This window comes from Thermus scotoductus DSM 8553 (genome assembly GCF_000381045.1).
Classification (GTDB): domain Bacteria; phylum Deinococcota; class Deinococci; order Deinococcales; family Thermaceae; genus Thermus; species Thermus scotoductus.
Map to the genome: position 1 here is coordinate 77,990 of NZ_KB905732.1, position 25,216 is coordinate 103,205.

The window sequence follows — 25,216 nt, forward strand, 5'->3', positions numbered from 1 at the left end:
TCTCATCCCAGGCGCGCCACCGGCGCCAGGGGGTGGAACTCGGCCTCCTCCGGGAGAAGGCGCCGCTTCTTGGCCCGGCGGTACACCCCATCCCACATGCGGCAGAAGGAACACACCGCCCCCGTGGTGGGGTAGCCGCAGCGCTCGCACTCCCGCAGCTGCACCTCCTCGGCCGCCTGCAGGCGGGGCTGGATCCTATCCAGAAACCCCTCCAGGAAGCGCAGCTTGGCCCCGGGCATCTCCCGCTCCACCAGGTTTAGGGCCTCCTTGTAAAGGAGGCTCTTGGCCCCCTTGGCGTTGGGGCACTCCTCGTGCAGGTAGCGGATCCCCCTTAGGAGGGTGTAGGAGAGGACCTCCCGCTCGCTGAAGCGGAAGAAGGGCTTGACCCGGGCGGCCAGGCCCGGCTTTTCGGGAAGCACCGGCCCCTGGCGGACCAGGGCGTCCTCCTGGGGGTTCATGAGGTTGCCGAAGAGGACCGCCGCCTCGTCGTCCAGGTTGTGGCCGGTGGCCACCACCCTAAAGCCCCCCTCCACCGCCACCTGGTTGATGATGTACCGCTTGGAAAGGCCGCAGGCGGAACAGGCCACGCGCCCCGAAAGCTCCGCCAGCTCCGGAACGCCAAAGCCATAGGCCTGGCGCAGGTCCACCACCCAAAGCTCGAGGCCCCGGTCCTGGGCAAAGCTTTGCGTAACCTCAAGGCTCCTTTCCGAGTAAGCCCCGATTCCGAGCTGCAGGTGAAGCCCCACCGCCTCATAGCCGAGCCGCCAAAGCACATCCCAAAGGGCCAGGGAATCCTTACCCCCGGAAACCGCCACCAAAACCCGCTCGCCCGGTTGAAGCATCCTGTGGCGGCGGATGGCCCGCTCGGTTTCCTTGACAAACCACTCCAGGTAGTGCGCCTTGCACAGGGAAAAGCCCCTGCCCCGAAGCTCCACCTGGGCCTTCTCGCCGCAAACCTTACACACCATGGCCGCTTTCACCCCACCCCCCGGAGATGGCGGAGAGGACCTCGAGGGTCTCCCCTTCCCCCACCCTCTCATCCAGGGTGAGGAGCTCCTCCCCCCGGATCACCACCACCGTTTCCGGGTTCAAGCCCAGCTCCAGGAGGATCTCCTTTAGGGGCCTATCCCCTTTTACCTCCACCTCCTTGCGCTCGGGAAGGCGCAACACCAGCTTCATCCCGCTAGTGTACCAGGTGGGGGCGCACCAACTCCGTGAGCCTTTCCAGGGTAAGGCGGTTCCGCTTCTCTATCTCCTGCCTCCTGGGAATCTCCGGGTAAGGCGCCTCGGGATCGTGGAGGGTGGGGGTAAGGGGTTGGCCGAGCCTTGCCTCCCACTCTCGAAGCCACCCCTCCGGCAGGCGCTCGGGAAGAGGAAGGCCATGGAAGACGAGGTAGAGAAGGGCCCAGACCCGCACGGTGGCGTCCAGGCTGTACCCGCCCCCCAAGGTGAGGAGGATCCTTCCCCCGGCGTAGGCCTCGGCGTACTCCAGCACCAGGCGGAAGAGGCGCTCGTAGGCCCGGGTGGTGAGGAGAAGGTCGGCCAGGGGGTCCAAGAAGTGGGCATCGGCCCCTGCCTGCACCACCAGCACATCCGGGCGGAAGGCCCCAAGAGCCCAGGGCACCAGGGCCTCAAAGACCTCCAGGTAACTCTCGTCCTCGGTGAAGGGCTCCAGGGGCAGGTTGAGCTTCCTCCCCACCCCCTCTCCCCGCCCGATCTCGTGCACGTGCCCGGTACCGGGGAAAAGGTAGCGGCCAGACTCGTGCAGGCTTATGGTCAGGACTTCCTTTTCCTCATAGTGGATCCACTGCACCCCATCCCCGTGGTGGACGTCTATGTCCAGGTAGGCTACCCGTAGCCCCGAGCGCACCAGGTGCCGGATGGCCACGGATAGATCGTTGTACACGCAAAAGCCGCTGGAGCGGTCGTACTGGGCGTGATGTAGACCCCCGCCCAGCTGGAGCACCCGCTTCTCCCCCGCCAGGATCCGCCGGGCTCCCTCCAGGGTGCCCCCCACCAGGATCCTGGCCGCCCGGTCCATGCCGGGAAAGACCGGGGTGTCCCCCGTGCCCAAGCCGTAATGCTCCAAATCGGGCACCCCCTCCCCCCGGCTTGCCGCCTCCACCCGCTTCACCAAGCGCTCGGAATGCACGGAAAGCACGTCCTCCCGGGTGGCCTCTCCTGGAACCAGGGGTTCACGCCATACCCCCAGGGCTTGAAGAAGGGAGGTGAGCATCTCCAGGCGCACCGGGCTGAAGGGGTGGCTAGGACCGAAGTTGTACAGGCGGTACTCGTCCCGGTAGATCACCATGGCTTCTTGGGGGGCCAGAGCACCTCAAACCCCTCCTGGCGTAGCCCCTCCGCAAGAAGGTGGGTTTCCAGGGTGTTCACCCGGACCACGGCCCGCACAAAGGCCTCCTCCTCCGGGTAGGAGAGGAGGGAGTGGATGTTCACCCCCCGCTTTGCCAGAAACCCCGTAAGCCGGAAGAGCTCCCCCACGCGGTCGGGGAGGCGCACCTCGAGGCGGCCCGAGGGCTCCGTAACCCCGGTGAGCTTAAGGAGCGCGTCCAGAAGGTCAATCCCCGTGACGATCCCCACCAAAGCGCCATCCTCCAGCACGGGCAGGCAGCCGATCTTCCTTTCCCGCATCACCCGGGCGGCCTCCTCCACGGGATCCAGGGGATGGGCGGTGACCACCTCCCGGGTCATCACCTCCCCCACCTGGGCGCACCCAGGGCAAGGCCCCTTGGGGTTTAGGTGGCTGGTGGCCAGGCGGATATCCCGGTCGGTGATGATCCCCACCAGCCTTCCCTCCTCCATCACCGGCAGGTGACGGATGCCCTTCTCCAAAAGGAGGCGGTTGGCCTCCTCGAGGGTCACCCCGGGCCCCACCGTGATCACGGGGAAGCGCATCACGTCCTGGACCAACATGAAAAAAGTATACCCCGGCGGGATCCGCCGGGGCCTTCTCCCTAAAACCTACAAGATGTCGTCCCGGATGCAGGCCTTATAGTGGCCGGGGGCCACCTCCTTAAGCTCCGGCACCACCTGAGCGCACTCGGGGAGGGCGTAGCGGCAGCGGGTGCGGAAAACGCACCCCGAGGGCGGGTTGATGGGCGAGGGGATATCCCCCTGCAGCACGATCCTCTCCCGCTTCACCGTGGGGTCGGGGATGGGCACCGCCGAGAGCAGGGCCTCGGTGTAGGGGTGCTTGGGATTGCGGTAAAGCTCCTTCGAGGAGGCAACCTCCATCACCTTGCCCAGGTACATCACCGCCACCCGGTCGGAGATGTACTCCACCACCGCCAGGTCGTGGGCGATGAAGAGGAGGGTCAGGCCCAGCTCCTCCTTAAGGTCCTGGAGAAGGTTCACCACCTGGGCCTGGATGGATACATCCAAAGCGGAAACCGGCTCGTCCGCCACGATGAAGTCCGGGGCCACCGCAAGGGCGCGGGCGATGCCGATCCTTTGCCTCTGGCCGCCCGAGAACTCATGGGGGTAGCGGCGCATGTGGTCCGGGGAAAGCCCCACCAGCTTAAGAAGCTCCGCCACCCTTTCCGTGCGTTCCTGGGGCGTCTTGCCGATCCCGTGGATGATGAGGGGCTCGGCGATGATGTCCCCCACGGTCATGCGGGGGTTCAAGGAGCTGAAGGGATCCTGGAAGATGATCTGCATCCGGCGGCGGTAGGGGCGGAGTTTGTCCTTGGGCAGGTCCGTGATGTCCTGTCCGTCGAAGAGGATGCGCCCCCCCGTGGGCTCGATGAGGCGGAGCAGGGTCCGGCCCACCGTGGTCTTGCCGCTTCCCGACTCCCCCACCAGGCCCAGGACCTCCCCCTTCTTGATGGCAAAGGAAACCCCGTCCACCGCCTTGACGCTTCCCACCACCCGGGAGAGGATCCCGCCGCGGATGGGGAAGTGCTTCTTCAGGTCCCGGATTTCCAGGAGGACATGGTTGCCGTTCATGCCCGCACCTCCCGGATCTCCCGCCAGCGCACGCACCGCACCTGGCGGCCGTCACCCGTGTCCTCCAGGGGTGGCACCTCCCGGTCGCAAAGGCCCTCCACGTAGTGCTTGCACCGGGGGTGGAAGGCGCACCCTGGGGGCAGGTACAGGGGGTTCGGCACGTTTCCGGGGATGGCCTCGAGGCGCTCCCTCCGCTCCGCCGCCAGGTCCAGCCGGGGCACGGAGTGCAGAAGCCCCCGGGTGTAAGGGTGGAGGGGATCCTTGAAAAGCGGCACCACGTCCGCCTGCTCCACCACCCGCCCCGCATACATCACCACCACCCGGTCCGCCATCTCCGCCACCACCCCAAGGTTGTGGGTGATGAAGAGGATCGCCATCCCCAGCTCCTCCTGCAGCCTCTTCATCAGCTCCAAAATCTGCGCCTGGATGGTGACGTCCAAGGCCGTGGTGGGCTCGTCGGCGATGAGCAGCGAGGGATTGCAGGAAAGGGCCATGGCGATCATCACCCTTTGCCGCATTCCCCCGGACATCTGATGGGGGTAGTTGGCAAGCCGCTTCTTGGGCTCGGGAATCCCCACCAGGTCCAGCATGTGGGCGGCCAGCTCCATGGCCTCCTTCCGGCTTTTCCCCTGGTGGAGCATGATGGCCTCGGCGATCTGGTCCCCCACCGTGTACACGGGGTTTAAGGAGGTCATGGGCTCCTGGAAGATCATGGCGATGTCGTTGCCCCTGATCCTCCGCATCTCCGCCTCGGAAAGCCGCGTGAGGTCCTTCACCTGCCCGTCCTTCCCCCGAAAGAGGACCTGACCCCCCACGATCCGGCCGGGAGGCGTGGGAATCAGGCGCATGATGGCCAAAGAGGTCACGCTCTTGCCCGACCCCGACTCCCCCACCACCGCCAGGGTTTCCCCTTTGTCCACATGGAAGGAAACCCCGTCCACCGCCTTCACCACTCCGTCATCGGTGAAGAAGTGGACTTTAAGGTCTCTCACCTCCAGTAACCGCTTTTCATCCATGCGTACTCCTTTGAGCACCGCCGTCTAAACACCTCATCCGTTATACGCCATACCGGGTCAAAAGAGAAGGCCTAGGCCTTCCGCCTGGGATCCAAGGCATCCCGCAGGCCATCGCCCAGGAAGTTCCAGGACAGCACGGAAAGGAAGATGAAGAACCCGGGCCACAGCACCCAGGGCCGGTCGGTGAAGGAGGCAAACCCCCCCTGCTGGGCCGATTGCAGGAGAAGCCCCCAGCTGGTGTAGGGCTCCGTGACCCCAAGCCCCAGGAAGGAAAGCCCGCTTTCCCCCAGGATGAAGCCGGGTATGGTCAGGGAGAGGCTCACGATCACATAGCTGGCAGTGGCAGGCAGGATGTGGCGGGCGATGATGCGCCCATCCGAAGCCCCCAAGGCCCTGGCCGCCTGCACGTAGTCCATCTCCCGCACGGAGAGGACGATCCCCCGCACCACCCGGGCCAATCCCCCCCAGCCGATGAAGCCCAAAAGCCCCACCACCAGGTAAAAGGTGATGAGCGGATCAATGTTGGTGGGAAACACCGCCCGCAAGGAGATGAGGAGGAAAAGGCTGGGAATGGCGGCAATGATCTCCACGGTGCGCATGATGAGGTCGTCAGGATCGAGCTTCAAAGGCTCCCGGAAAACCTTCCAAAGGATAAGAAGGGCTCCCCCAAAACCCAGGAGCAGGACGACCCCATCCACCGCCAGGGAAAAGACACCCTTGCCAGGGCTGAGCCGCACAAAGGACCAGGCCAAGAAAAGAACGCCAGCGGCCACTGCCAGCCAGAGAAGAAGGCCCACAAGCCCCAGCACCCCGCTCCAGCCGCGCCAGGCTCGAGGGGGGAGGGAAAGGGCAAAGGGCCGCCCCGAAAAGTAGCCGGCGATGCCCCCCAGCAAGAGCCCCAGGGCGAAGGAAACCAAAGCGGAAAGGATACCGATGGTAAGGGATACCTGCCCCCCGTAGACGATCCGGCTGAAGAGGTCCCGGCCAAAGTTATCCGTACCCATAAGGAAGATGCGCCCCGGGGGATCCACCCCAATGAGCCTTAGGTCGGAGCGGAACACCTTGAAGACGGTGTAGGGCTGGTCGGGGGTTCGCACGAAAAAGCGCAGGTAGAACTTGCCCTGGGATGGATCCTCCTCGTAACGGGGCTGGAGGGTTACCGGATCAATGCTGCGTTTGGTGGCGTAGACAAAAGGCCGACTGAGCCTTCCCGTTTCGGGGTCCACAAAGTGGATTCGGGTGGGCGGGTGGTTCCCCTTGGGGGGATAGAGCTCATAGTAGTTGGGATCGTAGGGGCTGAAAAACCCGGCGAAGGCGGCCATCAGGTAAAGCACCAGAAGAATGCGCCCGCCCCAGACCGCCAGGCGGTGCTTGCGAAACTGGCGCAAAACCAGCTGGGTGCGGGCGGTAGAAGACGAAAGGCGTTCCACAGATCACCCCTATTCGTAGCGGATCCTGGGGTCCACCCAGGCCAGGAGGAGATCGGAGATGAGGTTGCCGATCATCAAGAGGACCAGGCTCACCGTGAGAAAACCGGCGATCACGTAAAGGTCCTGGTTGGCGATGGCGTCCAGGAAAAAGGGGGTAATACCCGGCCAGGCCATAACCACCTCCACGAACCCCGCTCCCGAGATCAGGCTGGGAAGAAGCCCGCCCAAGGTGGCCACAAAGGGAATCACCGCGTTGCGAAAGGCATGCTTGTAGAGGACCACCCGCTCGGCCAAGCCCTTGGCCCGGGCGGTTCGGATATAGTCCTGCCCCAAGACCTCCAGCATCTGTCCCCGCATGAGGCGGGAAAGCCCGGCGATATCGTTGGCGGTGGCCACCAGCACAGGCACCACCGCATGCCAGGCGATGTCCAGGATCTGGCGCAAGGGCGGCATCTGCTCAAAGCCGCTGCTGGTCATGCCGGAAACCGGAAAGATAAGGGTACCCGTGCGGAACTTGATCTGGAGAAGCACGTAGATGGCGATGAGCGCCAGGAAAAAGCTGGGCACGGAAAGCCCGATATACGCCAGAAAGGAAAGGATCCTGTCCCCCAAGGAGTACTGGCGCACCGCCCCATAGACGCCGATGGGAATGGCCACCAGGTACAGAAGAAGGGTGGAGGGGATGACGATTACCATGGAGTTCACCACTCGAGGCCAGATCACCTCCAGAACCGGCGCTTGGAAAGCGAAGGAGTAGCCCAGGTTGAGGTGGAGGAGGTTATTCATCCAGAGGAGGTACTGCTCGTAGATGGGCCGGTCCAGGCCGAACTGGGCCCTAAGGCGGGCGATGGTCTCCGGGGTTACCTTGGGATCCAGCTCCAGCTGGGTCAGGTAATCCCCCGGGGCCAGCTGGATGATGAGGAAGGCCAGGAAGGTAGCCCCGAAGAAGGTGGGGATCAGGTACAGGATTCGGCGAAGGATATATGCGGTCATGGCTTCCCAAAGTATCCCCGGGGCCGATAGACCCCGGGGATACTCTACAGCTAGCTCACTTCTTGATGAAGGTCAGCTCCAGCTCCCGCTGGCCCCAGATGCTGCTGATGATGGCATCGGGGTGCTCCCCACCCAGACGGTTGTTCCAGGCGGGGTGGTAGTTGGGCCCGGCGATGTAGATGACGGGAAGGAGCTGGGCCTCAATCTCCTGCATGCGGTAGCCGATCTCCACCCGCTTCTTGAAGTCCAGCTCGGTGCGGCCACGGGAGTAAAGGGCATCCAGCTGGGTTTCCCTGGGGTCCAGGCACTGGCCCGACTTGTTCCACATGTGCAGGTTGCCCTTGCAGGGCACCACGTTGGGGCCAAAGGGCCAGTCTAGGCTCCCGCCGGAGAGGCCGATGATGATGGCGTCAAAAGGCCGGTCGGGGCCAGAGGAGAGGAGCTGGCCCACCAGGGTGTTGAAGTCTATGGCCTGGAAGTTGACCTTGACCCCCACCTTCTTGGCCTCGTCCACGAAGATCTTGGCGATCTGCTCCCGCTGGTTGTTGCCGGCGTTGGTGGCGAGGTTAAACTCTAAGCGGCGTCCCTGACGGTCCACCAGGAAGCCGTCCTTGTCCTTTTTGGTGAAGCCCAGCTCGGCCAAAAGCTTCGCCGCCTGCTTGGGGTTGTACTCGTACTTGGGCACCTTGGGGTTCACCCACTGGGTGAGGACCGGGTAGACGCTGCTGTACATGGGGGTGCCCAGGCCACCGTAGACGATGTCAATCACCGCCTGGCGGTTCACCAGGTGGCTCATGGCCCGGCGGAACTTATCCGAGCGGAAGAGGCTTTGCTTGAAGGGGTCCGAGGCCTTATTCCAGTTGAAGACCATGAACTGGCTCGAGGCCACGGGGGAGGCGTTGACCTTGAGGGTGGCGTCCAGGCGGCCCTGCTGGATGGCCTGGCGCACCTGGGAAATGTGGTCTACGGTAGCGGGGGCAAAGAGGTCAATGTTGCCTGCCAGGAACTCCGCCAGCTGGGCGTTCACGTCCTTGACGATCTTGATCTCGTAGCGGTCCAGGTAGGGCAAGGGGTTTCCGGCCTCGTCCTTGTTCCACTCCCCGAAGGCCGGGTTGCGCTTCAGGACCAGGCGCTCACCCGGGCGGTAGCTCTCAATGAGCCAGGGCCCGCCGGAGACGATGTTCTCCGGCTTCTCGTTCAGGGTCCACATCTTCTTGATGCCCTCGGCCCCTTCCTTCTGGTAGACGGGCCCGAAGATGTGGGCCGGCCACGGCGCAAAGCTGGCCACGGCAAAGGCGTCCGCATCGGTCTTGGGGTAGATGAAGCGGATGGTGTAGTCGTCAATCTTGCGCAGGGTGATAGGCTTGCCGTCAATAAAGAAGGTATCGTAGAGGTTGGACCCCACCGCCTTATCCGTGTGGATGCGCCAGGTCATGATCCAGTCGTCGGCAGTGATGGGCTTGCCGTCGGACCACTTCATCCCCCGGCGGATCTTGAAGGTGATCTCCAGCTTGTTGGGGCTGATGGTCCAGGACTCCGCCATGTAGGGAATCCAATCCCCGGTGGTGGGGTCGCGCCTCACGAGGCCGCGATCCCCGGAAATGAGGTCAGGGACGCTGTCCGCCTCGGCGGTGATAAAGGGGTTAAAGGTACGGTAGTCGGAAATAACCGCTGCCCGCAGCGTACCGCCCCGCTTCACCTCAGAGGGCTTGGCCACCGTCCACTTCTGGGGCCAGACAAAGGTTTGGGCGCTGGCCACGCCGGCCAGCGCGATAAGGCCTGCCATCCACACCAGGGCTCTTCTCATATTCTCGCCTCCCCTTGCCTTACGGCGCTAAGGCTACACGTTCCGTTTAGCCCCTGTCAAGCACGCTTGACCGGCGGGGGGGTTCGTGAAAAAATCCCCTGCATAAGGAGGCGGCCATGAAAGCGGTGGTCATGGAGGCGAGAGGCGGCCCGGAGGTGCTCAAGGTGGCGGAGGTGCCTACACCCGAGCCAGGGCCCAAGGAGGTGCGCTTACGGGTGAAGGCAGCGGCCCTCAACCACCTGGACGTCTGGGTGCGCAAGGGGGTGGCGAGCCCCAAGCTTCCCCTCCCCCACGTGCTGGGCGCGGACGCCAGCGGGGTGGTGGACGCGGTGGGCCCCGGGGTCACGGCCTTCGCGCCGGGGGACGAGGTGGTGGTGAACCCCGGCCTTTCCTGCGGCCACTGCGAGCGGTGCCTGGCGGGGGAAGATAACCTCTGCCCCAAATACGAGATACTGGGCGAACACCGCTTTGGAGCTTACGCCGAGTACCTGGTGGTACCCGAGGTGAACCTCCTCAAGAAGCCACCAAACCTTTCCTTTGAAGAGGCCGCTGCCATCCCCCTGACCTTCCTCACCGCCTGGCAGATGGTGGTGGACAAACTCCAGGTGCGCCCCGGGGAGGACGTCCTGGTGATGGCCGCAGGAAGCGGGGTCAGCGTGGCCGCCATCCAGATCGCCAAGCTCTTCGGGGCCAGGGTTATCGCCACCGCAGGCTCGGAGGAAAAGCTCAGGAAGGCCAAGGAGCTGGGAGCCGATGAAACCGTGAACTACACCCACCCCGACTGGCCCAAGGAGGTGCGCCGCCTAACCGGCGGGAAGGGCGCCGACAAGGTGGTGGACCACACCGGGGCCCTTTACTTTGAGGGGGTGATCCGGGCCACGGCCAATGGGGGCAGGATTGCCATCGCCGGGGCTTCCTCGGGATACGAGGGCACCCTTCCCTTCGCCCATGTGTTCTTCCGGCAACTTTCCATCCTAGGCTCCACCATGGGCTCCAAAAGCCGTCTTTTCCCCATCCTGCGCTTTGTGGAACAGGGAAGGCTAAAGCCCGTGGTGGGGCAGGTCCTTTCCTTGGAGGAGGCTGCGGAGGGACACCGCCTCCTGGAGGAGCGGCGCGTCTTTGGAAAAGTGGTGCTACGGGTGGACTAGTCTTCTCCAGGCGGGAGAAAGATCCCACCTTCGTGGTAAACTGGCGGACCATAGGGCGAAGATTATGGGATGGGATCAAGACCTTTGTCCCTAACCGGAAGTCGCCGCCCATAGGGTTTCCTTAAGGGTAGAATGCAGGGCGAGGTGAGGCCATGGAGCACACCGACGTGATCATCATTGGTGCGGGCCCCGCTGGGCTTTTTGCGGGTTTTTACGTGGGCATGCGAGGGCTTTCCTTCCGCTTCATCGACCCCTTGCCCGAGCCAGGGGGACAGCTTTCCGCTTTGTATCCGGAGAAATACATCTACGACGTGGCGGGCTTTCCCAAGGTGTATGCCAAGGACCTAGTGAAGGGCTTGGTGGAGCAGGTGGCTCCCTTCAACCCCATTTACAGCCTGGGGGAGCGGGCGGAAACCCTGGAGAGAGAAGGGGACCACTTCAAGGTGACCACCTCCTCCGGGAACACCTACACCGCAAAGGCGGTAATCATTGCCGCCGGAGTGGGTGCCTTTGAGCCCAGGCGCCTGGGTGCCCCGGGGGAAAAGGAGCTGGAGGGCAAGGGCGTTTACTATGCGGTGAAGACCAAGGCCGAGTTCCAGGGCAAGCGGGTCCTCATCGTGGGAGGTGGGGATAGCGCCGTGGACTGGGCCCTGAACCTTCTGGGCACCGCTAAGGAGATCACCCTGATCCACAGGAGGCCCCAGTTCCGGGCCCACGAGGCCAGCGTGAAGGAGCTTTTCAAAGCCCATGAGGAAGGGCGCCTTACCGTGCTCACCCCCTACGAGGTCCGGCGGATTGAAGGGGATACCCAGGTGCGCAAGGCGGTGATCTTCCACAACGGAACCCAGGAGGAAAAGGAGCTAGAGGTGGACGCTGTGCTGATCCTGGCGGGCTACCTCACCAAGCTGGGGCCCCTGGCCAACTGGGGGCTGGAGCTGGAAAAGAACAAGATCAAGGTGGACACCACCATGGCCACCAGCATCCCCGGGGTCTACGCCTGCGGCGACATCGTCACCTACCCGGGGAAGCTTCCCCTAATCGTGCTGGGTTTCGGCGAAGCCGCCATCGCCGCCAACCACGCCGCCGCCTACGCCAACCCCGCCCTCAAGGTGAACCCCGGGCACTCCTCGGAAAAGGCCGAGGAGAAAGCACCGGCCTGAGATTCCTCTCCGCTACTCACGGGCCCCGAGTAGCCCGGGGCCTGGCTTTGTCCTAAGATGGGAGCATATGCGGGTTGCCCTTTTCATTGACGGATCCTACATGTACCTTGCCACCAAGCGCCTGGGCTGGAACGTGGACCACCGCCGGGTGCTCACCCAGTTCGCCACCCCGGAGCAGCTTTACAACGCCTTCTACTACGTGCCCATCACCGATCCCGAGGACGAGCGTCAGCAGCGCTTCATAGATGCCCTGGTCTTTATGGGCTACACGGTCCGGAGCCGCTTGGTCCGGGGAGAAGCCCGGTTTGAGGCCATGATGGCCACGGACCTCCTCACCACCGCCCCCCGCTGGGACCGGGCCATCGTGGCCAGCGGTTCGGGAGAACTGGCCCACACCTTCAGCGCCCTAAGGGCCATGGGGAAGGAAATCCACCTCCTTGGCGTGCACGAGCTGGCGGACCTCGAGCTCCGCAACCAGGCGGACCGCTTCCTGAACCTCCCCGAGTGGCGGGAGGTGCTGGAGAGAACCCTGGGGGGCCGCCGCATCTACGCGGGCTACCCCGTGGAGGCCACGGTGGAGGTGCCCCCCGCCCCGGTGGAAGACGCCCAGTCCTGACCTATGCCCCCGGGCCCCTGGCTGGTGCTGCTGGCAGCGGGCCTTTTCTACCTGGCCCTTCCCATCCCCCCTACCCTACCCCCCTCCCCAAGCCTCAGGGATCTTCTCCCCTACCCAAGGGAAGAGCGGGAGGCTTGGGTGAGCCTCCACCTGAGCTTGAAGGCCAGCCTGCACCTGCTTTTAGGGGAGAAAGTGGCCCGGGCCTACGACCGCCTCTTGCGCCTCGAGCTCAAAAACCAGCGCTCCGGCAAGCGCGCCGCATACCCCGAAGCCAAAAGCGCCCTCCTGGCGGCCAAGCGCTGGGTGGAGGCCATCGGCCAGGCCAAGCGGGGCCAGAAGGTGAGCCTCGAGGGCCTACCCACCGCCCCCCACCACGTACTTCCCTACGCCCGGGAGATCCGCGCCGCCGCCTCCGCCCTCGGCATTCCTTATGGGGTGCTGGCCGCCATTGTGGATAACGAGCAGTACGGGGGGGACAAGGCCTTGGGGCTTTCCCGGGGGGTGCGGGAAGCGGCGGACGGCTTAGCCCAAGGTCTGGCCGAGGTCCAAGGCCACGCCCCTTTGAGCCGCACCCTGGGCCCGGCCCAGATGAGCTGGGAGGATGCCCTCAAGCAACAGGACCGCCTGCGACTCTTCGGGGCCTGGGATCCAGCAAGACCCTTCCCCAAGACCGAGGCCGAGGCCAGGAAGGCCCTCGAGGATCCCTACCTCAACCTCCTCTTCACCGCAAGCCGGCTTAGAGGCTACTTCAACGCCCTCCTCGGCCTCCCCCCACGGGATACCCGCCTTCTGGATGACCCCTGGCTCTACTACCTGGGCCCCGCCTGGCACAACCATCCCCTACGGGCCCAGAACCTGGAGACCTGGGAGGATAGCTTCCACGGCTTTTTCAAAGGCCTCCTCTACCAGGTGGTCCTGGAAGGACGCTGGCACCTGGAAGGCCGCACCCTCCTGCCCCTTAAAGCCTGGGGGCCTGGGGCACAGGACCCAGCTCCCTCCTCCGTCCCCGCCCTAACGCCCTAGATCCGTTCCATCCAGGGAAGGGGCTCCCCGGGGGGTAAAACAGGCCAGCGCCCCTCTTTCATGTGGCGGAAAATGGCCTCCACCGCTTTTTCTGCTTCCTCCACCCAAGCCTTGGGGTAAAGGAAGCGCTTGGCCAAAAACTCCTCCCGGTCGAAGACCTGGCAGGTATGGTCGGCCTGGCAACGCACGTCCAGCTCGAGGTCGTACTGGCGAAAACCCCTTCCCGTCCACTCTGCCGGGGTTTGCACGTTCCAGTAATACTCCAGCACCCGGCCCTCCCTCACATCCGGCCCCCCGGAGTACCAGGCCCCGGGGAAGAAGGCCACATAGGCATCGTGGTCCAGGACCACCGCCTTCCCCTTGGCCACGTGGTGAAAGGTCCCGCCCTGTGGCAAAAGGGTCAGGACGCCTTCAGGTGTCACCTCCACCACCCAGGCTTCCCAGAAGTAGTGGAGCACATCCCCGGGAAACTTCCAAAACTCCACCCGAACGCGATCCCCAGGGGCAAGCGGCCAATCCATATCCCCACCGGCCCGGCCTTCAGCCAGATGACGCCCCAGCTCACCTGGGGTCCAGGGCTGGGCAAAGCCGGTCTACTTCTTGGTGCTGATGCCCAGGACCTTATAGAGGGCGCAGAAGCCGGTGACCGCCGTGAAGAGGAGGACCACCCCCACGATCCCCAGGATCCAGTTCCAGGGGGATGCCGACTGGAAAGCGAAGTAGAAGAGGACCAGGGCCAGAATAAAGCGAATCACCCTATCGGTGGTGCTCTCGTTTACGGTCATAGGCTTCACCTCTAAATGGAAGTATACACCCTAAAGCGCGGTCCCTTGTCCTGCCTTGTGCTACAATGCTTTTCTGGCGTGGGCCGTTAGCTCAATCGGTCAGAGCGGCCGGCTCATAACCGGTTGGTTGCAGGTTCAAGTCCTGCACGGCCCACCAGCGCCCTATCTGCAAGAGTCCCGCCTCCTCAAGAGGCGGGAAACGTGTTTGTACCAGCCCCTTCCTCTGGCAGAATCTAGCTATGGAGGCCCTGCAAGCCTTTCAAATCCTGGATCTGCGCATCGGCCGCATCTTGAAGGCCGAACCCCACGAGAAAGCCCGCAAACCCAGCTACAAGCTCTGGATCGACCTCGGGCCCTTAGGGGTCAAACAGAGTTCCGCCCAGATTACCGAGCTTTACCGCCCCGAGGACCTGGTGGGCCGCCTGGTGGTGTGCGCGGTGAACCTGGGAACCCGCTCCATCGCAGGCTTTCCCTCCGAGGTGCTGGTCCTGGGGGCTAAGGATGCCGAGGGCCGGGTGGTCCTCCTCACCACAGAGCGGGAGGTACCCCTGGGGGAAAGGGTCTTCTAGCGGGTCCGGGTCACCTTGGTGAGGTGCCGGGGCCGGTCCGGATCCAGGCCCCGGGCCCGGGATAGAGCCTCCGCCTTGGGATAGAAGGCCTGGGCCAGGAAAAGAGGGGTGATCTCGGGCACGGAGGCCACGGGAAGCGCCAGGGGAGAATCCGCCAGGGCCAAGGCATCGGGTTCCGGGGAGAGAACGAGAAGATGAGCCCCTTTCGCCTTTAACCCCTCGAGGGTGGAAAGCAGGGCCTCCAAGGCCTCATCCTTTTGCACCAAGGCCAGCACCGGAAAGCCAGCCTCCAAAAGGGCCTGGGGACCGTGGAGGAACTCCGCCGCCGAAAACCCCTCCGCATGAAGCCCCGCCACCTCCTTCAGCTTCAAGGCCGCCTCGAGGGCCACGGGGTACGTGAACCCCCGCCCCAGGACGAAAAGGTTTTCCGCATCTTCCAGGTAATCCAGCTCCCCCGAGGCCTCCAAGGCCCGGTGCAAGGCCTCGGGTAAGGCGGGAAGGACCTGGCGCAGGCGGCTTTCCTCCACCAGCTGGGCCAGGAGGTGGAGGGTGGCGGCCAGCATGGCGAGGAAGCTCTTGGTGGCGGCCACCGCCTTCTCCTCCCCGGCATGGAGGGGAAGGACCACCTCCGCCATCCGGGCAAGAGGGCTCTCCTCCCGGTTCACCAGGGCCACGGTGAGGGCTCCCTGGGAGCGGTAGGCGCTTACCACCTCCAAAAGGTCGGGGCTTTCCCCGCTTTGGCTAAAGGCGAGAAGAAGGGAGGGAAAAGGCACCCTGGGCCTAGCCCGGTAAAGGGTGAGGACGGAAGGGGCCAAGGAGAGAACCGGCCACTCCAATCGGGCCTCGAGGAGGTACTTGGCAAAAAGGGCCGCGTGGTCGGAACTCCCCCGGGCCACGGTAAGGGTGAGGGCCGGGGGGCGCTTCCTCAGGAAGCGGGCCAAGCTCCTCACCTCGCCCTCGTTCTCCCTAAGGAGGCGCTCTATGACCTTGGGGGCTTCCTCCGCCTCGGTACGCATCCAAGAGGCCATAGGTTCACTATAGGGCACGGGAAGCCCCCTCCTGCCACCTGGTCCTTCCCAGAAGGTAGTGGTATACTTCCACGGATGGACCGCATCGTCATCCGGGGGGCACGGGAGCACAACCTCAAGAACATCAGCCTGGAGCTCCCGCGGGGCAAGTTCATCGTCATCACCGGGGTTTCCGGCTCGGGCAAGAGCACCCTGGCCTTTGACACCATCTACGCAGAGGGGCAGCGGCGCTATGTGGAAAGCCTCTCCAGCTACGCCCGCCAGTTCCTGGGGGTCATGGACAAGCCCGAGGTGGAAAGCATCGAGGGCCTCTCCCCCGCCATCTCCATCGACCAGAAAACCACCAGCCACAACCCCCGCTCCACCGTGGGCACGGTGACGGAGATCCACGACTACCTCCGCCTTCTTTATGCCCGCATCGGCACCGCCTACTGCCCGGAGTGCGGCCGCCCTATTGAGAAGCAGTCTGCTAGCGAGATCACCGACCGCCTCCTGAAGAACCCCCCGGGCACCCGGGCCATCCTCATGGCTCCTTTGGTGCGGGGGAGAAAGGGGGAGTACCGCAAGCTTTTCCAGCAACTCATGAAGGAAGGCTACGCCCGGGTGCGGGTGGATGGGGTCATCTACCTCCTGGAGGAGGCCCAGAACCTAAACCTGGAAAAGTACGAGAAGCACGACATTGACCTGGTGATCGACCGGGTGGTCCTTAAGGAGGAGGAACGCCCCCGCATCGCCGAGGCAGTGGAGCTCGCCCTCCTTAGGGGCGAGGGGCTCATGCGGGTCCTTTACCCGGATTCCGGCCAGGAGGAGCTTTTCTCCGAGAAGTTCGCCTGTCCCGAGCACGGAAGCGTCCTGGAGGAGCTCGAGCCCCGCATCTTCTCCTTCAACGCCCCCTACGGGGCCTGCCCTGCCTGCTCGGGTCTGGGTTACAAGCAGGAGTTTGACCCTGAGCTCATCGTGAACCCGGAGCTCTCCCTGGCCGAGGGGGCCATCCTGCCCTGGGCCCGGGGGCGGGACACGGGGCGAAGCTACCTCTGGGACCGGCTTCGGGCCTTGGCAGAACACATGGGCTTCGACCTCAAAACCCCCTTCAAGGACCTGCCGGAGGAAGCCCAGCAGGCCGTGCTCCACGGCCTTCCCGAGCCCTTTGAGGTGGTCTTCCGCCGGGGAGGCAAGGAAACCTTCCGGGTGGAGGTCCACTACGAGGGGGTCATCCCCTGGCTGCAGAAGCGGTACCAGGAGGCGGAGTCCGAAGGGGTCAAGGAGGTGCTGGAAGGCTTCATGTCGCAGAAGCCCTGCCCGGTGTGCGGCGGCACCCGCTACAAGAAGGAAGTGCTCTCCGTAAGGGTGGCGGACAAGAACATCGCCGAGGTTTCGGCCCTGCCCGTTCGCGAGGCCCTGGAGCTTTTCCGGAACCTCGAGGCCTATCTCTCCCCCTTCCAGGCCCAGATCGCCCGCCCCATCCTGCGGGAGATCGTGGAGAGGCTGGGCTTCCTGGTGGGGGTGGGGCTGGACTACCTCACCCTGGACCGAGCCGCCAACACCCTCTCCGGAGGGGAGGCCCAAAGGATCCGCCTGGCCACCCAGGTGGGAAGCGGCCTCACCGGGGTGCTTTACGTGCTGGACGAGCCCAGCATCGGCCTCCACCCCAGGGACAACCAGCGCCTCATCCAGACCCTGAAGCGCCTCCAGGGGCTGGGAAACACCCTGATCGTGGTGGAACACGACGAGGAAACCATGCGGGCCGCGGACTGGATCGTGGACATGGGACCGGGGGCCGGCATCCACGGAGGAGAGGTAGTGGCCCAAGGACCCCTGGAGGAGATCCTTAAAAGCAAGGAGAGCCTTACCGGGGCCTACTTAAGGGGGGAAAAGCGAATCCCCGTGCCCAGGGAGCGCAGGAAGGGGAACGGCAAGTGGCTGGTGCTTAAAGGGGCCCGGGAGCACAACCTGAAAAACATCACCTTGAAAATCCCCTTGGGCCGGTTCGTGGCCGTAACGGGGCCTTCGGGCTCGGGAAAGAGCACCCTGATCCACGATGTCCTCTACGCCGCCTTGGCCCAAAAGCTCATGCGGGCCAAGACCACCCCTGGAGCCTACGAATCCCTGGAGGGAGTGGAGCACCTGGACAAGGTGATCGAGATCGACCAGTCCCCCATCGGCCGCACCCCTCGCTCCAACCCCGCCACCTACACCGGGATCTTTGACGAGATCCGCGACCTCTTTGCCAAGACCCCGGAGGCCAGGAAGCGGGGCTATGGCCCGGGCCGCTTCTCCTTCAACGTGAAGGGGGGGCGGTGCGAGGCCTGCGGGGGCGACGGCACGGTGAAGATTGAGATGCTCTTTTTGCCCGACCTCTACATACCCTGCGAGGTGTGCAAGGGCAAGCGCTACAACAAGGAGACCCTCGAGGTGAAGCTCAGGGGCAAGAGCATCGCCGACGTCCTGGACATGACCGCCGAGGAAGCCCTGGAGTTTTTCCAGAACGTTCCCACTATCGCCCGCAAGCTCCAGCTCATGGTGGACGTGGGCCTGGGCTACATGCGCCTGGGCCAGCCCTCCCCCACCCTTTCCGGGGGGGAGGCCCAGAGGATCAAGCTGGCCACGGAGCTGGGCCGTAAGTCCACGGGCCGCACCCTCTACATCCTGGACGAGCCCACCACCGGCCTTCACTTTGACGACGTGGCCAAGCTTCTGGATGTGCTCCATCGCCTGGTGGACGCCGGGAACACCGTGGTGGTCATCGAGCACAACCTGGACGTGGTGAAGACCGCCGACTGGGTGATAGACCTGGGCCCCGAGGGGGGCGACCGGGGCGGGGAGATCGTGGCCGAGGGTACCCCGGAGGAGGTGGCCCTCACGGGTAGCCCCACAGGGGTCTTTTTGGCCAGAATCCCCGAGATCGCCCAAAGGCTGAAGGTGGCCGCGGACTAAGCCTTGGCTTTGGCGGATTTCCTGGAAACCTGGGTGGGCTGGCTTCGGGCCAGAATCCCTTCCAGGGCCAAGGACAGGGATTTCTCTACCTCCTCCCCGAAATCCCGGTTAGGGGTATAGGCCGCCCAGCGCAAGGCGGCGAGGAAGTAAAGGTCAGCCAAGGTGCGGCCCATCCGCTCCAGGGAAAGGTCCTGCCGCACCACCCCCTTTTCCCGCAAGGGCTTCAGGACCTCGGCGATCAAGTCCCCCAAAGGCAGGGCCAGGAAGGCGGCCTTGGCCCGGACCGGATCGGGGTTTAAAAGCTCGTAGAGAAGGGGCAAAAGAAGGTCCTTCTCCGCCTGGGTGAAGCCCGCAAGGCGCTGGAAGAGATAGCGCAAAAGGGCCAGGGGATCCTCCTTCTGGGCCAGGCGCCGCCTTACCTCCTCTCTGAGGTCCGCAAGAAGCAGGCTCCCGTACTCCAGGAGCACGGCTTCCTTATAGGGGTAGTAGTTGAAGAAGGTACCCCGGGACACGTGGGCGGCCTTGGCGATATCGGTGGCGGTGGTTTCCCGGAAACCCTGCTGGCGGAAAAGGGCCATGGCCGCCTGGAAGATGCGCTCCCGGCGCCGCTTTTTCTGATACTCCCTCACGGTCATGGGGGTAGTGTACTACCGTATAAACTTAAAGCTCAATCGCTTTTTGCGCCCAATCCTCTAAAGCCTTAAGCAGGGATAACCCCCCCAGGGTGGTATAGACCTTGGCCTCCCGGTGGAAGGAACCATCCGCCACCTGGTAGCCCTGCTTGGTCAAGGCCTGGGCCACCTCCCCCGGGGCCACCACCCGGGTAGGAAGCCGGCCCGCCTCCGCCAGGAAGAGGTGGGCGTTGAATCCCAAAAACACCGCCTCCACCCCCTCCCAGATCTCCTGCAAAAAGGCCAGGTAGGCAGGATCCTGGGCCATCCGGCCTGGCCTTTTGGCCCCGGGGATGAGGAGGGCTTTGGGCGGGGGGGCCGCGGGAAAGGCGTAGGTGGGGGTCCAGACGGAACCCGCCAGGGCCGGGGTTCCCTTGCGGCCCTTGGCCACGGTGTAAGCAGGGTATTCCAGGCGCCGGGCTGCCTCGAGGGCTAGGGCCGCCTCCAGCTCGGAGAACTCGGGGAGGAGCAAGATGGCTAGCACTTTAGACCATTATGGCAGAAGCCGGTAGAGGAGAAGGGCCGCCTCCCCCCGGGTCACGGGATCGGTGCCTGCCAGCTTATCCTCTCCCAGAGCCTGCAAGAGCTGGTTGAGGAGGGCCCGCCTTAAAGGCCTTTGCAGTTCCCCCCGGTAGAGCTCCCGGGCTTTCAGGACCACCCTTAGGCGCTCCTCAGGCCCTTTTGCCCGGTAGTAGTGCTCCAGGTTGGCCAAAAAATCCCCCAGGAGAATGGGTTCAGAAAGGCCCAAGGAGCCTTTTAAATAGTAGGGTCCGGCGAAGAGCCCGCGCCTCAGGAGGGCCACCGCCTCCCGGTACCCTGGCCTTTCCGCCTCCACCCGGCCTCCCTCCGGGGAGGAAAGCCTGGCCCCCCTTTGGGCAAGCCGCTTGCGCAGCGCCTCGAGGGCCTGCCCGCTTGCGGCCAGCTCGTGAAAATCCGCCAGGGGCACCTTCATAAGCCCTGCTTGCGGGGCCTTCCGCAGGAGGGCCACCGCCACCCCTGCCGCCTCCCCCAAGGCCATCTGCAAGGGAACCACCCGGGCGGAAAAGGCGGCCACGCTGTCAAACCCCGCCGCCTGGGAAACCACCAGGAGGTTTCTCAACTCCTGGGGCACCAGGCTCCGGAAGGGCACCCCGTAGGGTGCCGGGGTACCCAAAAGGTAAGGGGTTTCCCCCGGAAAGTAGGCCTGGCCGTCCAAGGGGTACCCCCCCAGGGCCACGGCGTCGGGAAAGGTCCGGCCCAGGAGGACCTCATCAGCCTTAAGGCGGTAAAGGGCCTTCAGGTGGCGGCTTTCCCGGACATAGAGGCTAGGGGCCACCCCGGCCAGGCGGGCGGTGCCAAAGAGGAGGGGATCCTTCTCCCGCAGGTAGGCCACCACCCGCTCGGCCTCGAGGGCCGCTTCCAGGCGCATGCGCTCCAGGCTCAAAGGATCCGCCCCCTCCACCCCGAAGAGGAGAAGGGCGTTGACCAGCAGGCTCCCGTCGTCCTGGCGGGCCAGGTTCAAGCCCCGAAGGGCATAGCGGCTGGGATCGGAGGGGAGGTAACCCCGCACCAGGCCTGCAAAACCCCAGCCGCTCCTCCCCCAGGCCCCCGCCCCCGTGCGCCGCACCTGGCCCTCGTAGTTGAGGGCCAGAAAGACGGCACCCCAGGGAACCCCCTCCAACCGGAAGACCAAGGTGGCCGCCATGCTCCGCTGGTCCAGACCCGTGTCCTCCCTCCCCTGGGTGAAGCTGGCCCCAGCGCGAAAGGCGAGTTCCGCGGTATCGGTGGCATCCACGAAGTAGGGAGCCTGAACGGGGCCCTCAGGGATCGCCACCAGGGTCAGGCGGCTCGCCTCCACCTCCACCCGGTCCAGGGGCACCTGCAACCGGACCTCCACCCCCGCCTCCCGGAGCATGGCCCACAGGGCTTCCTCCGCCCGCCTCACGTCAAAGGAAGGCTCCTGCCCGATACGGCGGTAGAAGTCACGAAAAAGCCCTCCCTGGAGGAGACCCTCCCGGTCCTTGGCCAGGTCCAGGGTAGCCAGCCACCCTTGGGTGAGAACCCCTCCTACCCCCCGCCCGGGTTCCAGGAGGAGGACCCTAAGGCCCTCCTGGGCCGCGGCCACCGCTGCCGTCACCCCTTGGGGGGTGGCACCGTAGACCACCAGGTCGTACTGGGCGTAGGTCAAGCCCAGGGAGAGGATAAAGGGAAAGAAGATGCGCAAGGCGGTAAGCATCTTGGCGAAAACCCCCGATATGGAATCAGGGCAGGCTTTGCTTGGCCTCCTGGTACTCGGCCACCAGCCGGGCAACCACCTCCTTGGCGGAAGGGAGATCCCGGATGAAGGCCACCCCGTGCCCGGCGGAATAAACTTCCTTCCAGGCCTTGCCCCCACCCTGGCGGAAGCGCTCCAGGGATTCCTTGAGGAAGTTGGCGGGCACCCCGGTCACCTCCGGGGTGTACTGGATGTCCTCAGGAGTGGCCCTCAAGAGGGCTTCCTTGTACTCCAAGGGGGCCTCGGACTCCAGGGTGGCGATGAAGCGGGTGCCGATATAGGCAGCATCCCCCAGGGCCAAGGCGGCGAGAAGCTGCCTTCCTGTGGCGATGCCTCCAGCGATGAGCACCGGCACCCCGAGTTCCTCCCTAAGCCAGGGCCCGAGGACAAAGGGGCTCACCATCCCGGCATGCCCCCCAGCCCCACTGGCCACCGCCACCAGGGCATCGGCCCCGGCTTCCACGGCCTTTCTTCCATGCCTTAACCCCACCACGTCGCACCAGACCACGCCACCATAGGCCTTGACCCGCTCCACCACCCGGGTAGGATCCCCCAAGGAGGTGACCACCAAGGGTACCCGGCGTTCCACCACGGCCTTTAGGTCCTCCTCGAGGCGGGGGTTGTCCTTGAGGATCAGGTTAACCCCAAAGGGCAGGCCCTGGGGAAAGCTCTCCAGGAACTCCCGGAAAGCCGCATGGGTTCGGAAGTTCAAGCTGGGGATGACCCCGATGGCCCCAGCCTCGGCCACCGCCTTAAGGAGCCTAGCCCCCGAGACCAAAAACATGGGGGCCGCCACGATGGGGTAGCGGATACCCAGCATGCGGGTGATAGCGGTTTCCATGGGAGAGATTTTACTGGGTTCAAGGATAATCATGGGGTGGAACCGGAACGCTCCCTAAGGCTTTCCATCTGGGAAGGAGCCCTGGCCATCCTCTTCCTCAACTGGAGCACAGGGGTGATCGTCACCGGGTATGCCCTGGCTCTGGGGGCCTCCCCCCAGGCCTTGGCCCTCCTGGGGGCCCTTCCCTTCCTGGCCCAGCTCCTGGCTCCACTGGCCCTTTTCCTACGGGGAAGCCGCAAGGCCCTAGTGGTGCGGCTGAACTTTCTAGCCCGCTTGCTCTTTCTGCCCGCTGTCTTGGCTGGCTTTCTTCCGGAGGACCTAAGGGTACCGAGCCTTCTCCTCTTTGCCGGGCTTTCCCAGCTTCTAGCCGCTCCCGTGGGCGTGCTTTGGCTCTCCTGGATGGCCGATCTGGTGGCGGAGGGAAGGCGGGGGCGCTACTTCGGCTTCAGGAATGCCCTCTTGGGCCTGGTGGGTACCTTGGGGAACCTCATGGGAGGCATGGTGGCCGATCGCCTCCCGCCCCCCACGGGCTACCAAGTCATCCTCCTTGTGGGAGTAGGCGCAGGCCTTCTTTCCGTCTTGCTTCTCCGCCTGCAATCCGAGCCCCCGGAGTCCCCACCTCCCCCGGCCTGGAAGGCCCTCGGGATAGCCTGGCGGGACCTAGCCTACCGGCGGTACCTGGTCCTCGTCTTCCTGTGGTATGGAGCAGTTATGGTTGGGGGGCCCTACGTGGTGCCCTATTTCATAAGGGTTGGCGGTTTGTCCATGACCGAAGTGGGCCTATGGACGGTGATCTCCGCCACCAGCGGCCTCTTGTTCGGTCCCATGTGGGGACGGGTAGCCGACCGCGAGGGGCACAAGGTGGTTCTCTTCCGCACGGGAATGGTGGCAGCCCTTATGCCCGGCCTTTGGCTTTTGGGCTCTTCAGCCCTTCCCTGGCCCATATGGCTCTCTGCCCTTGCTGACGCCCTGGCCTGGAGCGGCCTGGGCACCGCTTTGGTCAACGCCGTCTTGGCCCAGGCTCCTCGGGAAGGTCGGAACGGCTACCTCGTCCTCTTCTGGCTAGCCATGGGTCTAGGCGGACTTGCCGGAAGTGTAATAGCGGGAGGCGTTGCCAGCCTGGGCGTGGGACCAAGCCCTTATCATCTCCCTATCCTGCTCTCCTTGGGCCTACGGTTAGGCGTGGTCCTTCTCCTGCGAAGGCTCTAGCCCCTTCCTTCTCATCTCCCCCCAAACCCCCCGCTTGCGCCACACCTGGAAGGTGGCCAAGAAGCGCTCCAGGGCCAGGACCTGCAGGTAGCCCAAGACCTCGAGGAAGGGCAGGAGGAGAAGCCTCAGGCGCTCCCCCAGGCTAGGGTAGCGCTTAAGGAGGGGGGTCTCCACCCCCACGGCCAGGTGGGAGAGCAAAACCCCATACCCCAGGGCGAAGAGAAGGAAGAGGAGGGCGAAAGGGGGGTTAAGGAGGCCTAGGGCAGCAAAAAGGGGTAGGCTCACATACCCCAGGACCTCCACCACCGGACCCAAGGCCTCAAAGAGGAGGAAGTAGGGCATGGCCACCAGGCCCAACCGACCATACCGGGGGTTGAAGAGCATGATGCGGTGGTTCCAAAGCACCTCCCATAGCCCCCGGTGCCAGCGGTTCTCCACCTCCCCCCGGGTGGAGGCCCGGTAAAAAGGCTCAAAGACCCTGGCCTGCTCCTCCTGGGGAATACCTGGACCCGTATCGGAAATAGCCATCCCATACTGGTCCTGCCCCACAAGAAGGCGCACTGCCACCCGCCCCCCTTCCGGGGTGTATTTCACCGAATTGTTAAGGACGTTCAGCACAGCCTGGTAAAGCCATTCCCGGTCCCCATACACCCAGGCCTCCCGTTTCGGCAGGACCAAGCGGAGCTGGATTCCCTTCCTGCGGGCCAAAGGCCGTATCTCGTCGGCCACCTGGCGGAGAAGGGCCTTTAGGTCTACCCGCTCGCTTTTGAGCCGAACCCCCTGGCCCAGGCGTAGGTATTCCTGAGCTTTCTGCAGAAGCTCTTGAATACGACGGGCACTCTTTTCGGCAATGGCCAGAAGTTCCTTGCCTTCCTGGGGAAGACCTTCGGTCTCTAAGGCAAGCTCCAAGGCTCCCAGAACGCTCATCAAGGGGTTCTTGATCTCGTGGAGGAGGAGACCCAGAAGCCTTGCGCTTTCCTCCTGGCTTCTTAGGAGGGCGAGCTCCCGCTCCTTTAGCTCCAAAACCTCCCGAAAGACCTGAAGGAGAAGCCGCAGGGCCTCCTGGACCTCCCGGGAAGGGGGCGGTCCTTCCCAGTAAAGGGCGAGGTCCCCTTCTTCAAAAAGTTTCTCGCCCCGCAAGGGCCCCTCGGGAAGGACCTCACCCCGGAAGAAAACCCGCACCGGGTAGCGGCGGAGGACCTCCGCCAGAAACCCTAGGTGAGCGGGCGGGGCCTTTACCATCTACTCCACGCTACTCGAGGCCCTTGAAAAGCCTGTGAAAACCTAAGGCCTAGGAGCCATCACCACCAGGAGGAGGGCCGGGTTCGCCGACTCGTTGCGCACGCCGTGGGCCTCCCCTGAACGGGCCAAAGCCGCCATCCCCGGGGCCAAAAGGGCCTCCTCCTCCCCGATGCGTACCACCACTTCCCCTTCCAGCACGTAGTAGATCTTATCGGAACCCTCGTGGGTGTGGGTCTTTTGCGCCTGACCAGGAAGGAGGGCGTAAAGGTCAAAGAACATCTTGTCGGATTCAAAAACCGGGATTTTGGCCATTTTCTCCGGGTTATAGCGCACGAGACTCCGCAGGTCCTTAATCTCCATGGCCCCAAGTCTACTTGACGAAAGCCTAAGTGGGGCACTACACTAACCTTTGCGCGCCGGGGAGTAGCGCAGCCTGGTAGCGCACACGCTTGGGGTGCGTGTGGTCGTCGGTTCAAATCCGGCCTCCCCGACCAAAAGGCCCCGCCTAGCTAGGCGGGGCTTAACTT

General features: G+C 64.3%; 25 protein-coding genes and 2 tRNA genes. 9 read left to right on the top strand and 18 right to left on the bottom strand.

All coding sequences use genetic code 11. The features are described 5' to 3' along the window. Positions 1-2 precede the first annotated feature (2 nt). The 9 genes from ttuA to F604_RS0102590 form a co-directional block, all read right to left on the bottom strand. Positions 3-968 carry a tRNA-5-methyluridine(54) 2-sulfurtransferase gene (ttuA, locus tag F604_RS0102550; RefSeq protein ID WP_015717838.1) on the bottom strand — a complete coding sequence of 322 codons (966 nt, stop codon included), beginning with the start codon at positions 966-968 and terminating at the stop codon, positions 3-5. Continuing rightward, positions 958-1,179, bottom strand: coding sequence for a sulfur carrier protein ThiS (locus F604_RS0102555; protein WP_015717839.1), 222 nt, complete (start codon positions 1,177-1,179; stop codon positions 958-960). The genes ttuA and F604_RS0102555 overlap by 11 nt, the downstream gene beginning before the upstream one ends. A 4-nt stretch (positions 1,180-1,183) precedes the next feature. After that, positions 1,184-2,311, bottom strand: a complete 1,128-nt coding sequence (locus F604_RS0102560) for an acetoin utilization protein AcuC (RefSeq protein ID WP_019550300.1) — start codon at positions 2,309-2,311, stop codon at positions 1,184-1,186. After that, entirely contained in the window at positions 2,305-2,931 is a 627-nt protein-coding gene (locus tag F604_RS0102565) for a CBS and ACT domain-containing protein (RefSeq protein ID WP_019550301.1), read from the bottom strand. The genes F604_RS0102560 and F604_RS0102565 overlap by 7 nt, the downstream gene beginning before the upstream one ends. Before the next feature lie 48 nt (positions 2,932-2,979). Then, positions 2,980-3,963, bottom strand: coding sequence for an ABC transporter ATP-binding protein (locus tag F604_RS0102570; RefSeq protein WP_015717842.1), 984 nt, complete (start codon positions 3,961-3,963; stop codon positions 2,980-2,982). Then, a complete protein-coding gene (locus F604_RS0102575) occupies positions 3,960-4,979 on the bottom strand; it encodes an ABC transporter ATP-binding protein (protein WP_019550302.1) in 1,020 nt (339 codons plus the stop codon). Before F604_RS0102575 ends, F604_RS0102570 begins: the two co-directional genes overlap by 4 nt. A 71-nt stretch (positions 4,980-5,050) precedes the next feature. Continuing rightward, a complete protein-coding gene (locus F604_RS0102580) occupies positions 5,051-6,409 on the bottom strand; it encodes an ABC transporter permease (protein ID WP_015717844.1) in 1,359 nt (452 codons plus the stop codon). Positions 6,410-6,418: 9 nt separating this feature from the next. Then, a complete protein-coding gene (locus F604_RS0102585) occupies positions 6,419-7,402 on the bottom strand; it encodes an ABC transporter permease (protein WP_019550303.1) in 984 nt (327 codons plus the stop codon). Positions 7,403-7,457: 55 nt separating this feature from the next. Continuing rightward, positions 7,458-9,209: an ABC transporter substrate-binding protein gene (locus tag F604_RS0102590; RefSeq protein WP_019550304.1), complete on the bottom strand. Its 1,752-nt coding sequence runs from the start codon at positions 9,207-9,209 to the stop codon at positions 7,458-7,460. 116 nt (positions 9,210-9,325) lie between these two features. Here F604_RS0102590 and F604_RS0102595 point away from each other — a divergent pair, with 116 nt between their 5' ends. From F604_RS0102595 to F604_RS0102610, 4 genes are all read left to right on the top strand, one after another. Further along, positions 9,326-10,357 carry a zinc-binding dehydrogenase gene (locus F604_RS0102595; protein ID WP_019550305.1) on the top strand — a complete coding sequence of 344 codons (1,032 nt, stop codon included), beginning with the start codon at positions 9,326-9,328 and terminating at the stop codon, positions 10,355-10,357. Between the two features lie 152 nt (positions 10,358-10,509). Continuing rightward, positions 10,510-11,517 (top strand): NAD(P)/FAD-dependent oxidoreductase, encoded by a 1,008-nt coding sequence (locus F604_RS0102600; RefSeq protein WP_015717848.1) that lies wholly within the window; start codon positions 10,510-10,512, stop codon positions 11,515-11,517. A 67-nt stretch (positions 11,518-11,584) separates the two neighbouring features. Beyond that, positions 11,585-12,133, top strand: a complete 549-nt coding sequence (locus F604_RS0102605) for a LabA-like NYN domain-containing protein (RefSeq protein WP_019550306.1) — start codon at positions 11,585-11,587, stop codon at positions 12,131-12,133. Positions 12,134-12,136: 3 nt separating this feature from the next. After that, positions 12,137-13,156, top strand: coding sequence for a hypothetical protein (locus tag F604_RS0102610; RefSeq protein WP_019550307.1), 1,020 nt, complete (start codon positions 12,137-12,139; stop codon positions 13,154-13,156). Here the strand turns inward: F604_RS0102610 and F604_RS0102615 are convergent. Beyond that, entirely contained in the window at positions 13,153-13,677 is a 525-nt protein-coding gene (locus F604_RS0102615; protein ID WP_019550308.1) for a DUF402 domain-containing protein, read from the bottom strand. The two genes, F604_RS0102610 and F604_RS0102615, sit on opposite strands and share 4 nt — an antisense overlap. Positions 13,678-13,749: 72 nt before the next feature. Continuing rightward, a complete protein-coding gene (locus tag F604_RS0102620) occupies positions 13,750-13,941 on the bottom strand; it encodes a YgaP family membrane protein (RefSeq protein ID WP_015717852.1) in 192 nt (63 codons plus the stop codon). Positions 13,942-14,021: 80 nt separating this feature from the next. Here F604_RS0102620 and F604_RS0102625 point away from each other — a divergent pair. Together F604_RS0102625 and F604_RS0102630 are read left to right on the top strand one after the other, a co-directional pair. Then, positions 14,022-14,098, top strand: a tRNA-Ile gene (locus F604_RS0102625). An 82-nt stretch (positions 14,099-14,180) separates the two neighbouring features. After that, positions 14,181-14,510: a tRNA-binding protein gene (locus F604_RS0102630; protein ID WP_015717854.1), complete on the top strand. Its 330-nt coding sequence runs from the start codon at positions 14,181-14,183 to the stop codon at positions 14,508-14,510. On the opposite strand, the gene F604_RS0102635 is transcribed toward F604_RS0102630, so the two are convergent. After that, the gene (locus tag F604_RS0102635; RefSeq protein WP_026328929.1) at positions 14,507-15,538 is read right to left on the bottom strand and encodes an SIS domain-containing protein; all 1,032 of its coding nucleotides are present in this window, start codon (positions 15,536-15,538) and stop codon (positions 14,507-14,509) included. The genes F604_RS0102630 and F604_RS0102635 overlap by 4 nt on opposite strands. A 75-nt stretch (positions 15,539-15,613) precedes the next feature. Here F604_RS0102635 and uvrA point away from each other — a divergent pair, with 75 nt between their 5' ends. After that, positions 15,614-18,472, top strand: coding sequence for an excinuclease ABC subunit UvrA (gene uvrA, locus F604_RS0102640; protein WP_019550310.1), 2,859 nt, complete (start codon positions 15,614-15,616; stop codon positions 18,470-18,472). On the opposite strand, the gene F604_RS0102645 is transcribed toward uvrA, so the two are convergent. From F604_RS0102645 to F604_RS0102660, 4 genes are read right to left on the bottom strand one after another with little or no spacing between them, the layout of a single operon-like run. Continuing rightward, the gene (locus tag F604_RS0102645) at positions 18,469-19,107 is read right to left on the bottom strand and encodes a TetR/AcrR family transcriptional regulator (protein WP_019550311.1); all 639 of its coding nucleotides are present in this window, start codon (positions 19,105-19,107) and stop codon (positions 18,469-18,471) included. The genes uvrA and F604_RS0102645 overlap by 4 nt on opposite strands. A gap of 25 nt (positions 19,108-19,132) precedes the next feature. Further along, positions 19,133-19,627, bottom strand: coding sequence for a DJ-1/PfpI family protein (locus tag F604_RS0102650; protein ID WP_019550312.1), 495 nt, complete (start codon positions 19,625-19,627; stop codon positions 19,133-19,135). A 9-nt stretch (positions 19,628-19,636) separates the two neighbouring features. Continuing rightward, positions 19,637-21,358 (bottom strand): FAD-dependent oxidoreductase, encoded by a 1,722-nt coding sequence (locus F604_RS0102655; RefSeq protein WP_019550313.1) that lies wholly within the window; start codon positions 21,356-21,358, stop codon positions 19,637-19,639. 25 nt (positions 21,359-21,383) lie between these two features. Next, entirely contained in the window at positions 21,384-22,238 is an 855-nt protein-coding gene (locus F604_RS0102660) for an NAD(P)H-dependent flavin oxidoreductase (protein ID WP_020700620.1), read from the bottom strand. Positions 22,239-22,274: 36 nt separating this feature from the next. On the opposite strand from F604_RS0102660, the gene F604_RS0102665 reads away from it, so the two are divergent. Continuing rightward, positions 22,275-23,447, top strand: coding sequence for an MFS transporter (locus F604_RS0102665; protein ID WP_019550315.1), 1,173 nt, complete (start codon positions 22,275-22,277; stop codon positions 23,445-23,447). Here F604_RS0102665 and F604_RS13180 read toward each other — a convergent pair. Together F604_RS13180 and F604_RS0102675 are read right to left on the bottom strand one after the other, a co-directional pair. Continuing rightward, positions 23,415-24,689 (bottom strand): sensor histidine kinase, encoded by a 1,275-nt coding sequence (locus tag F604_RS13180; RefSeq protein WP_019550316.1) that lies wholly within the window; start codon positions 24,687-24,689, stop codon positions 23,415-23,417. The two genes, F604_RS0102665 and F604_RS13180, sit on opposite strands and share 33 nt — an antisense overlap. Positions 24,690-24,731: 42 nt before the next feature. Further along, the gene (locus F604_RS0102675; RefSeq protein WP_019550317.1) at positions 24,732-25,049 is read right to left on the bottom strand and encodes a cupin domain-containing protein; all 318 of its coding nucleotides are present in this window, start codon (positions 25,047-25,049) and stop codon (positions 24,732-24,734) included. 57 nt (positions 25,050-25,106) lie between these two features. Here F604_RS0102675 and F604_RS0102680 point away from each other — a divergent pair. Beyond that, a tRNA-Pro gene (locus F604_RS0102680) sits at positions 25,107-25,183 on the top strand. The last annotated feature ends 33 nt before the right edge of the window (positions 25,184-25,216 follow it).